12 protein-coding genes are annotated in these 10,134 nt (G+C 59.3%); 1 reads left to right on the plus strand and 11 read right to left on the minus strand.

Translation table 11 applies throughout. The features are described 5' to 3' along the window. Window positions 1-14: 14 nt before the first annotated feature. From YWU_RS0113125 to YWU_RS18005, 10 genes are all read right to left on the minus strand, one after another. Entirely contained in the window at window positions 15-1,328 is a 1,314-nt protein-coding gene (locus YWU_RS0113125; RefSeq protein ID WP_027020798.1) for an ISL3 family transposase, read from the minus strand. Between the two features lie 251 nt (window positions 1,329-1,579). Beyond that, window positions 1,580-1,771 (minus strand): hypothetical protein, encoded by a 192-nt coding sequence (locus YWU_RS18265; RefSeq protein WP_156892846.1) that lies wholly within the window; start codon window positions 1,769-1,771, stop codon window positions 1,580-1,582. A 154-nt stretch (window positions 1,772-1,925) separates the two neighbouring features. After that, a complete protein-coding gene (locus YWU_RS0113135) occupies window positions 1,926-3,302 on the minus strand; it encodes an NAD(P)-binding domain-containing protein (protein WP_027020821.1) in 1,377 nt (458 codons plus the stop codon). Between the two features lie 560 nt (window positions 3,303-3,862). Continuing rightward, window positions 3,863-4,000 (minus strand): hypothetical protein, encoded by a 138-nt coding sequence (locus tag YWU_RS18490; RefSeq protein ID WP_205618345.1) that lies wholly within the window; start codon window positions 3,998-4,000, stop codon window positions 3,863-3,865. Window positions 4,001-4,006: 6 nt separating this feature from the next. Continuing rightward, window positions 4,007-4,219, minus strand: a complete 213-nt coding sequence (locus YWU_RS18495) for a hypothetical protein (protein ID WP_205618346.1) — start codon at window positions 4,217-4,219, stop codon at window positions 4,007-4,009. A 264-nt stretch (window positions 4,220-4,483) separates the two neighbouring features. Next, window positions 4,484-5,722, minus strand: a complete 1,239-nt coding sequence (gene chrA, locus YWU_RS0113150; RefSeq protein WP_240484146.1) for a chromate efflux transporter — start codon at window positions 5,720-5,722, stop codon at window positions 4,484-4,486. Then, window positions 5,722-5,958 (minus strand): thioredoxin-disulfide reductase, encoded by a 237-nt coding sequence (locus YWU_RS18725; RefSeq protein ID WP_027020824.1) that lies wholly within the window; start codon window positions 5,956-5,958, stop codon window positions 5,722-5,724. Before YWU_RS18725 ends, chrA begins: the two co-directional genes overlap by 1 nt. 678 nt (window positions 5,959-6,636) lie before the next feature. Continuing rightward, window positions 6,637-7,398, minus strand: coding sequence for a sulfite exporter TauE/SafE family protein (locus tag YWU_RS0113160; RefSeq protein ID WP_027020825.1), 762 nt, complete (start codon window positions 7,396-7,398; stop codon window positions 6,637-6,639). A gap of 14 nt (window positions 7,399-7,412) precedes the next feature. After that, window positions 7,413-8,825 (minus strand): rhodanese-like domain-containing protein, encoded by a 1,413-nt coding sequence (locus tag YWU_RS0113165; RefSeq protein ID WP_027020826.1) that lies wholly within the window; start codon window positions 8,823-8,825, stop codon window positions 7,413-7,415. A 26-nt stretch (window positions 8,826-8,851) separates the two neighbouring features. Then, entirely contained in the window at window positions 8,852-9,037 is a 186-nt protein-coding gene (locus YWU_RS18005; protein ID WP_084142211.1) for a hypothetical protein, read from the minus strand. Window positions 9,038-9,145: 108 nt separating this feature from the next. Between YWU_RS18005 and YWU_RS0113170 the strand changes: the two genes are divergently transcribed. Beyond that, window positions 9,146-9,433 (plus strand): metal-sensitive transcriptional regulator, encoded by a 288-nt coding sequence (locus YWU_RS0113170; protein ID WP_027020827.1) that lies wholly within the window; start codon window positions 9,146-9,148, stop codon window positions 9,431-9,433. Between the two features lie 366 nt (window positions 9,434-9,799). Here the strand turns inward: YWU_RS0113170 and YWU_RS0113180 are convergent. Then, window positions 9,800-10,134 (minus strand): integrase core domain-containing protein (locus tag YWU_RS0113180; protein WP_027020829.1); only part of this gene is annotated, 335 nt, incomplete at its 5' end.

Consider the following 10,134-nt stretch of genomic DNA (forward strand, 5'->3'; position numbering starts at 1 on the left):
GGGCTCTTCGCTTTTTAGAGTGCGTTGATCTTCCCCTGCAGCTGCCCGGAGTGGATCAGGCACCGCAATATGTAGTGGTCCAGGTTCCTGAACCCGAGGGCGATTCCCCGCAGGTGCTCCAGCCGTCCGTTGATAGCCTCAACCGGCCCGTTCGACGCGCCGATATCGAAGTAGGCGAGGACGTCCTCACGCCGGCGCCACAAGGTGCGCCCGAGTTGGGCGAGCTCCTCCAGCCCCGCGGGCAGGCCCTTACGAATGCTGTTGATCACCCTGCTCATCAGCTTCTTTCCCTCCGATTTCTTCGGATGACCGTAGGCTGCGATCAGGTCCTGGTAGAACATCCAGGTGACCTCGAGTGCGACGTACTCATCGTCGGTGGCCCACAACAGGTCCAGTCGCTGTTTCTGCTGCTGCGTGAGGTAGTTCGTCCTGGTCAACAAGGTCCGGCGGTGCTTGTACAGCGGGTCGTCCTTGCGTCCACGACGCCCGGTGGTCTCCCGTTGCAGTCGCTGCCGGCACCGGCTGAGCTTCCCAGCTGCCAGATGGATTACGTGAAACGGATCCATCATCTTGGTTGCGTCCGGGAGGACCTGGTCCACGGCGCAGGCGTAGCCGGTGAAACCGTCCATCGTCACGACCTGCACCTGCTGGCGGAAGCTGGGGTCGCGTTCCTGCAGCCACGTGCGCAGCACTTCCGCGCTTCGTCCGGGGCGGATGTCCAGCAGTCGGGCAGGCCCACGGCCGTCGACCAGGGGCGTGAGGTCGACGAGGATGGTCACCAGGTTCGACGGTTCCGTGGGACGGCGGGTGTGTTTCCAGACGTGCTCATCCACGCCGAGGATGCGCACCCCGTCGAGGTGGTGCGGGTCGTCGTAGACGAGCTTACGGCAGGCGTCGACGGCAACCTGGTTGACCAGCGCCCACCCCACCCCGAGTGCTTTGGCGGTGGCAGACACGCTCATCCGGTCGACCGCCAGGCGCTGCAAGATCCAGCGGGTGACGCGGTGGGTGAGCTTGGATCCGTCATCGGCACACGTCAGGGAGGCCTGGAAGATCTTCCTGTCACAGGAGACATTCGCGCAGATGAATCGGGGGACGCGCACGTGCAGACGGGTGGGAAACCCGACGACGGGCAGATCCACCAGCCGACGGAAAATGTGGTCACGCTTGGTGCCGGGCCGGGAGCATTCAGGACAGGCGTCGCTGACGGCCACAGGTGCGGCATCGATGATGGTGATGTTTCCGGCGTCGGCGGCACCGGTGATGGTCAGGCCGATTTCCGCGGTACGGCAGATGGTGTCGGCGACGAGGTTGCCACTAGGCTGCACAGTAGGGTCCTGGTTCGGTCAGATGATGGTGTGGTAACTCTCATCTTGTACCGGCCAGGACCCCTATATGTTGTGCCACCCCGAACTCCGCCCGGTGGTCAGCTACGCACTCCGAAACGCGAAGAGCCACTTTTTGTCTCTTAACCCGAAAAAGTAGTGTTAGATACACAAAAGGAACCGGCCCTAAGAGCAAGCTCTCAGCGCCGGTGTCCTGTTAAACGCGGGAACGACCCCGTTTGATAGAACTAAAACTAGTTCGCGTAGATGAAGGGGTCAATATTTGTGCCACAGCTGACACGATATGCGGCACTGCAGATCCAACGGGCAATCCCAGCCGCAAGATTCCAGACCTGCTTTGACCACGGCCACAATGTGGTCGAAGCATCGCCGTTGTACTTGTGGAATGCCCAAGCCGCCAACGCTGTCACAGAGATTACTGGCATGATTGAAGTTTTACTCTGGGAGACTATTGACCGGCAGCTCCAGGCCTGGAATGTGGCACAGGGCGGGTCTGAAGAGTGGATAACTGCGCCGGCGGGCCCGGCTCTCTGTGCCGATGTGGATTAAAGAGCACAGATGCTAGAGCGATAAGGGCCTTTAATGACTACCAATGCCGTGATTCGGTTCCTCTAATGGGTTAGATAGGTAACGATCAAGGCTGTCATCGAGCTCCAACATCCACGGGGTGTGATGGGAAACTGACCGCGTTCTAGTCATTACTGACGTATAGCAGAAATCTCGGTAATTCACGATGGTCTTGGATTTAGTGTCAATCCACTGATTGAAGATCTCGGTGACTGCATCCACGTCGAACATCGGGTAGTCGGTCCGCTTGATCAGATCCCGAATATAATCCGCCTGAAAACTCACCTCCTGCTGCTTCGTAGACAGGCCATCCAGTCGCTGTAGCCACAGATCAATGTCTCCGCGACGATCATCGGCGCTAGGGAGATCGATGCGACCCAGAATGACATCGCGTACGTACCATGCCTGAGCGTCGAACATATTGAAGGTAAACCATTGATCTTGGGCCCCAAGGTAAAATAAACGGTCAGTGCCCTCTCGCACGACTCCCTTATAGAGATGATCCGGGTAGACATTGTTCGGTGAGTTGATCGATAGATCTGATGGCAAAAATGGGTAGTGGTGTAGATACCCCGTGCATAGAATTACTGCGTCGAATTCTCGGGTTTGACCGTTAGTAAAGTGCACCGTAGCGCCGTCAAAATGGTCAATAGTCGGCTGCTCTTCGATACCTTCCGGCCAATCGTAGCCCATAGGTTTGCTGCGATAACTAAATGTCACCGATCGCGCGCCCATTTTGAAAGCCTGAGTACCAATGTCCTCCGCAGAGTAGCTTGCTCCGATGAGGAGAACATCCTTGTTTGCAAGCATCTCCGCGCCTCGAAATTCGTGAGCGTGGCAAATGAAACCGGGGAACGATTCTATGCCGTTAAAAAAGGGAACATTAGGGAAAGAAAAATGCCCGGACCCAACAATCACGTAGTCAAACGTTTCCTCCTTCGTCTCCCCGGTTCGCAAGTTTTCGACGCTCACGCAGAAAGTTTGGTCCTGCTCGTCATAGTTGACCCAACGCACCACGTGGGCGAACTTCACGAACTGTTTCACATCCGACTTCTCAAGACGGCCATTAATGTAGTCCCACAGAACCGGGCGCGGCGGATAGGAGCTGATTGGTCGCCCGAAGTGCTCGTCGAAGGTGTAGTCGGCGAACTCTAATCCTTCTTTCGGGCCGTTGGACCATAGATTGCGGTACATGCTGGAGTGCACCGGTTCACCGAAGGCATCGGTTCCCGTGCGCCAAGTGTAGTTCCACTGCCCGCCCCAGTCCTCCTGCTTTTCGTAGCAGATCAGTTCTGGCATCTGCGCGCCCTTATTGTGGGCGGATTCAAATGCACGCAACTGGGCCATTCCGCTTGGCCCTGCTCCGATAATTGCAACTCGGCTGGTCAAGTGTGCCTTTCCGTCCGTTTCGGACTTTAACTCTGGGGCGGGGCAGGACCGCACTCCGGCCCTGCCGCTCACCACCTGTACTTCGCCGCCTCCGCTCCGTGGGGCGTCCAAGATTCACGCCACCCACCTCGCAGATCTGCACCGTAGCGCTGGCGACGGCTATCTTCACGTGAAGCCATGCCTCTGTGAGTCCGCAAATAGCGCTGACACTGCGGTGCCGTCAAAGAGGGCTCTCAGAATTATGGCCATTTCTCAGGGTAACAGGCATCGGTGCGGAACCTGAATCAGGAACGAAAGGTATCGCCTTTTGTAGCTCCGCAATTCATTTTCCGCAACTCAGTGAAGATGAGTATTGTGGCATATATCAATAGCGTAGATATGGTCAATCTACGAAGAGTCTCAATTTTAATTATCGGGGCGTTTTCTCGTATCGTCGCCTTATAGTTGTCAATTTCTGGATCTTAGGATTCTCGTGGCAGAACACACCACTGGGGGTCTCCAACGGCACACTCTGGTTCCCGCTTAAAGACGACTCGAGATACCGCCAAGTGAGCGCCCGCTCAATCCAGTGTCTTAGTGGCAGGTCCCGAGCCCGCCGATGGCCTGGCGTGGAACGCCGTCGTATAGTCGTTCGCCCCGACGAACTCGACGCTTTTGCCGTGGTGCTCGTACTTCGTCTCGATGGCGTCGAGCGTCACGACAGTCTACTCGGCCCAGACGTGCGGCCTTGAGAGGTCGATCACCACGCGGTCGGGGTCAGCGGCGTACTCGAACACCGTGGTGAGGTCATTGCTAGAGGCAGACAGGAGCCGTCCCTCGACGGTGTAATGTGCGACCTGAGAAACGTCCTGTTCCGTAAGCTCGCGCCTGACCTCGACCAGGTAGGCGACGCGGGGAACGAACATCACGGAGGCCACGAACATGCCTACGACGACTCCGATGGCGAGGGTATGGGGTTGCGACGACGACCGCGCCGGTGATGACCATGACGGTCGTCTTGCTCTTCGGCATCCACTTCAGCGTGAACGGCATGATCGAGTGCCAGTCGAAGGTCCCGACGGAGGCCACTTAGCTCCTCTCCGAGTTTCTTACTTACGCGGAGCAGCGACGGGCGCAGCTCGAGAAGCACCCCCGCAGCCGATGGGTTCATCGGCCTGCTGGGAGACCGCATCAGGGCATGATCAGGCCCAGGCGAGGCCGACCCCGGCGACGCTCGCAATGATGCCTGCCGCCGCGCCTGCAAGAACAGCTACCCATGCCGGCAGCTTCCAGACGGTGAGCATGAGGAAGCACCCGAGCGCGATGATAAAGGGGGCGAGTCCGCTTACTCCTGATGTGATCACGGGCGTCCACAGCGCAGCGGCGAGAATCCCGACCACCGCGGCGTTTGCGCCTGCCATCGCTGAGCGGACTGTGGGGTTCCCGCACAGGCGCTCCCAGAAGGGAAGCACACCGATTAGGAGCAGCAGACCTGGAAGGAAGACCGCGACGAGGGCAAGGAGCGCCGCGAGCAGTGCCGCCCATCCGTCCTGCATCTCGAAGCCGAGAAAGGCGGCGAAGGTGAATAACGGGCCGGGGACGGCCTGCGCCGCACCGTAGCCAGCCAGGAACTGGTCGTGGCTGACCGCACCTGCAACGGCAGGCTCCACCTGCAGCAGCGGGAGGACGACATGCCCGCCCCCGAAGACGAGCGCTCCGGCCCGGGTGAATGCGTCGGCGATTCCGAGCCAGGCGTTGCGCGTCAGTGCAGTGACCAGAGGCAGCGCGATGAGCAACACGGCGAGCACGACCAGGCACGAGGCTCCGAGACGCCGCGAGACGCGCACGGCAAGCGGTGCGGACGCTGCGACGTCGATCCACCGGCACCAGAGGATCCCCGAGGCCAGGCCAATGAGGATCGCGGTGAGTTGACCGAGGTTCCCCGGCAGCAACAGCGCCAGCACCGCAGCGGCGACGCCGATCAGGACGCGACGGACGTCTGGCGTGAGCGTTCGGGCCATCCCCAGCACGGCGTGCGCGACAACCGCCACGGCGACGGCTTTAAGACCCAGGAGTAATCCCTCGCCCACCGAGCCGTCCAGGGACACCGCGCCGATCGCGAAGAGCACGAGCAGTGCCGCGGACGGCAGCGTGAACGCCACCCATGCCGCCAGCGCCCCGCGGAAGCCTGCGCGGATGAGGCCGAGCGCGAAGCCCACCTGGCTCGACGCCGGCCCGGGGAGGAACTGGCACAGGGCGACGAGCTCGGCGTACTGCGCGTCGCTCACCCACTTCCGTTTGGCAACGAGCTCCTCTCGGAAGTACCCGAGGTGTGCGACCGGTCCGCCGAAGGAGGTCACTCCGAGCTTTGCGAAGGCCCAGAACACTTCGTCGACCCGACCGCGCTTCGAGGATCGATTCGGGTCCACTTCAGTGCTCACTATCCGATCAGCTCGGAAGGGAGATCGCGGATGCGGCTCTCGATGCCATCGCGGATCGCGTCGTCGTAGACGATCTGAGCGCCGAACTGCTCGGCCTGCGCCCGTATCGGCTCCATCAGCTCTGGCCCCTGCACACCGCGGGCGAAACCCGGGAAATTCTCCACCTCCGTCGTCATCAGCGCACCGCCCGCCGTCGCCGAGCCGACGATAACCAGTTCGACCTCTTGATTCGACATGTTTCGATATTGACATCTATCGAATCGGACCGCGAATCCATACAGGCTTCGTCACCCGGTATTCACCTACCGCAGTCAGATACGGCCTACTAACGCGCTTCGCGTGCCAGCCCGCATTGGCGCTGAACTGTGCACGATAAGTGCACTTTTCGACAATCAGACCTACCAGCACGGCTACTGAATGATCACGCCGCGTACGTGGCTCCGTACTTCGTTGATGATCTCAGCCGCGCTGATCCTGGGTGGATTCGCAGACGGTTCTCCATCACCCTGAAGCGCACAGTTCCAGGACTCAGAGTTTTAAGGGGCACTAGTGTTTTCTTTCTAGAACAGCAGGTTGAAGGGATCGCGATGGCAAAGTACGCCGGCACGTACGCTGGCCGCAAATGCACCCTGCCTTCAATCTGACAAAGAAAAATACACCGTCCTAGATCCTGACCTTGTCCGTGGCGAGCGAGTTCTTTTGATCGGAGACACGTGGGGATCTGGCGCTAATGCTCAGTCTGCCGCCACGGCGCTTCACCAGGCAGAGGCATCGTGGGTGACGATATTGACAGTGGCGCGGATGCTTGACGAGCACGATAGTCGTGGAGAGTACTTACGCACTCGCTACCGTAGCCTTCCGCCGCCCTCTCTCAGTCAATAACCCTTCGCACTCGAGCACGCGACGATAGCGCTCTAGGTGGACAGCAACGCCGGGATCTCTTGGAGCAGCACGAACACTCCCATCACAAGAACGAAAATCCCAAAGCCCTTACGCAGGGCAGCCTCTGGCAGCCTGCTGGAGATAGCGCTGCCAATAAATGAGCCGACAACTGCCACTGCTGTAAAGGCCAGCACCACAGGCCACTGGAGCTGCACTGAAAACAGGTATCCGGACAGCCCCGCGAAGGACTTCATCGCGATCACGATCAATGAGGTTCCCACCGCCACAACCATGGTTAAGCCGCCAAGGAGATTCAGGGCAGGGACCACGAGAAAACCTCCTCCGGCTCCCACTAGACCTGTGGCAACACCAACAGCCAGTCCGTCCAAGATAATCTTCGGCAACGCAAATCCATTTCCTGCAGGAACCGAACGCCTGCCAATGAGCATCGCTACTGCGGTGGCAACCATCATCAGTGCGAACAGGATCATCAACACAACTCCGGGGATGAACCCTCCGACGACCCCTCCAGTGAACGCCCCAACCATCCCGGCCGCGCCGAAAATGAGACCGACCTGCCATCTGACTCGGCCCGCACGTGCATGGGGTACCGACCCGACGAGACTGGTCACCCCGACGATGAGCAGCGAGGCGGCGATCGCCTCTTTCGGTTCCATTCCCAGTACATAGGTGAGAATAGGGACGGTGAGAATGGATCCTCCACCGCCGAGCACTCCCAGTGAGATACCAACCAGAAGTGCTAGCAAAAGCGCAATGATGAAGGACAGTGCCATCAAAGTATCCCAGATCAGGCTGTCACTGGATTATTTCCGGGCAACTGAGACCATCCCAGGTAGGAGCCTTCCAGTTCCGCGATGTCATACCCTCGGCGGCGCAAGGCACTGGCGGCGACGGAATTGCGTGCCCCGCTGCGGCAGTAGGTGACGATCGTCCCTTCATCTGGAAGGTGGTCGGTGGACCACAGCACTTGTCCGGCGGTGATATGCACTGCTCCGGGAAGATGCCCTTCGGCGTATTCGGATGCATTTCTCACATCCAGCAGCACGGCATGCTCGAAGTCGTTAAGGTCACCGGGTGAAACTAGACGAGGTGTCGTGAGCTCGAGCCCGTCTAGGCTGAGCGTGTATCCGACAACCCGGTCAATGCCCACTCGCATAAGGTGACGGCGGAACTGCTCAGCCTCCGACTCGTTGGCAGCAAGGACTACCAGTGACCGGTGCTCAGTGTCCGGATCGATAACCCACGCCCCAAAACTTGCGGATTTCTCAATCCCTGGAATGTTGACCGATCCCGCGACGGTTCCGAGGTGAACCTCGTGGTGCGGTCGACTGTCGATGACGATAATTTCGTCTCGATCCAGTGCTGCTGCAAAATCCTCACCCGAGTACCGGGAGAGGTCCGGCAAAGGCCCTCTTACCTCAGGGCCGCGTCTGTTGTGGACTTTCATCCTGCCGAAGTAGGACGGGGCATCGGGTTGTCCCGCCAGAAGCGCCTCGATGAATCCCGTCTCGTCGTCTTCGATAACGAACTGGCTCCACCAAGAAAAAGCACGCTCATACCCGATGGTTGAGGTAGGCACCGCGCCCAGCGCCTTGCCACAGGCCGAACCTGACCCGTGACCGGGCAGGATTTGAATGTAGTCAGGCAGGGTGAGCAGCCGGTTCTGCAGGCTCGAGAAGAGGTCCTTCGCGCCCTGGAATCGGGTGTCCACTCCTCCGGCGGCCTCATCCAACAGGTCTGGACGGCCAAGGTCTCCGACGAAAACGAAGTCGCCGGTGAGCATGAACCCCGGGGCAGTCGCCTGTGCGCCGTCAGTCAGCAAAAAAGACAGATGTTCCGGGGTGTGCCCCGGCGTGTGCACGGCCTCGAGGATCAAGTTGCCCACGGTGATGGTGTCACCGTCGCGCATCCGTGTAGCAGAGTCAAAGGCAGGACCGTAAGTCCAGTCCGGGCCACCTTCGTCAGAGACAAACACGCGGGCTCCGGTGGCTGCGGCCAACTCCAGTGTTCCGGAAAGGTAGTCAGCGTGGATGTGGGTCTCGGTGACGGAGGTGATCCGCATGTCGTTTTTGGCAGCGAGATCTAGGTAAACGTTGATGTCTCTTCTGGGGTCGACGACAACTGCCTCACCTAGTAGCTGACAGCCGATGAGGTAGCTAGCCTGTGCGAGATCTTCGTCGTAGATGCGTTCCAGCAGCATGATTGATCCTTTCCCTAGCTATGGGGTCAACGGCCGAATATCCGGGAAAACAGGCCTTCCCGGTGTGCGTTGGCCGCATCGATTTCTTCCTGGCTGTGTTGTCCGTCGCACCACTGCGATGCGGGGACAGACTGCTTGACCATCGCCACGTGCTGGCCGCATCCGGCCCAGGTGGTCTTGGTGCAGGTACGGCACTTTACTGCTCGACACATGGTGGTTTCCTTCCGTATCCAGTAACAATTCAATACCCCTAGGGGTATAAATCTAACCATACCCCGGAGGGTACACTGGAAGTCAATAACGCTTAGGAAAGGTCTCACATGCCAGAGCAGACAACTCCCCCTGTGTCACATGATCCGGAGATGCAACGCAAGATCGTCAACAGACTAAAAAGAGCCCACGGACAGCTCGCCGCCGTTATCGCCTCAGTGGAGGATGAGGCCGACTGCCGCCAAGTAGTTCTACAGCTCTCCGCCGTGTCCAAAGCCCTCGACCGGGCCGGCTTCCTCGTCATCTCGTCCGCACTCAAGGAGTGCTTGACCGAACCTGGAGGCGACGGAGCACCACAGGTGGAGGAGTTAGAGAAGCTGTTCCTCTCCTTGGCATGAGAAATACCGCTTTACAGTGGCCCGACCGTCCAGCACAGGCAGGACCCCACCCTTTCCCAATGTGAAAGTATCCAAAGGCATTGCGGAGGCAAGGCTCGGCAAAGGCGCACACTTCGCAGTGCTGGGCCACCCCAAAGGGCCCCCAGGCCCCAGACTGAATGCCACCGGTGTCAAACGTTGGCACTGTCGATATGACATCAGCAATGATGCACAAAAGCCGCGCCAGCACATAGATGACAGTTTCAACTGTTATCTATGTTATAAAGCGGCTATGTCAAAAGATGACCAGTTGTTGTTCGCCGACCAGATCGGGCAGTTCTATACGGAGCACTTGGGACTGCTGCACGGTTAGGTGACAGCGGTTAGTCAGGCCGCGAGGGCCAGTGGTGTGTTCATCTTGGTTTCGAATTCGATGGGCGTCAATCGGCCGAGTCCTGCTTGCCGGCGACGCCGGTGGTAGGTCCGTTCGATCCAGGTCACGATCGCGATGCGTAGCTGCTCTCGGCTGCCCCATCTGCGGCGGTCGAGGTCGTTCTTCTGCAGCAGGGCGAAAAAGCTCTCCATCGCCGCGTTATCACCGCAGGAAGCCACCCGTCCCATGGAGCCGACCAGCCCGTGGCGGGTTAGTCGGCGCCGGAATTTGCGGGATCTGAACTGCGATCCGCGGTCGCTGTGAACGATGCATCCTGCGGTGTTCTCGC

Source organism: Corynebacterium sputi DSM 45148 (genome assembly GCF_000427865.1).
In the GTDB taxonomy this organism is placed as follows: Bacteria; Actinomycetota; Actinomycetes; order Mycobacteriales; family Mycobacteriaceae; genus Corynebacterium; species Corynebacterium sputi.

Bases quoted from the DNA above. Each gene is read 5' to 3' on its own strand.
- YWU_RS18265 (WP_156892846.1), bottom strand. From the start codon at position 1,771: ATGCCAGTAATCTCTGTGACAGCGTTGGCGGCTTGGGCATTCCACAAG.
- YWU_RS18725 (WP_027020824.1), bottom strand. From the start codon at position 5,958: ATGTCGAATCAAGAGGTCGAACTGGTTATCGTCGGCTCGGCGACGGCG.
- YWU_RS0113160 (WP_027020825.1), bottom strand. From the start codon at position 7,398: ATGGCACTGTCCTTCATCATTGCGCTTTTGCTAGCACTTCTGGTTGGT.
- YWU_RS0113165 (WP_027020826.1), bottom strand. From the start codon at position 8,825: ATGCTGCTGGAACGCATCTACGACGAAGATCTCGCACAGGCTAGCTAC.
- YWU_RS18005 (WP_084142211.1), bottom strand. From the start codon at position 9,037: ATGTGTCGAGCAGTAAAGTGCCGTACCTGCACCAAGACCACCTGGGCC.
- YWU_RS0113170 (WP_027020827.1), top strand. From the start codon at position 9,146: ATGCCAGAGCAGACAACTCCCCCTGTGTCACATGATCCGGAGATGCAA.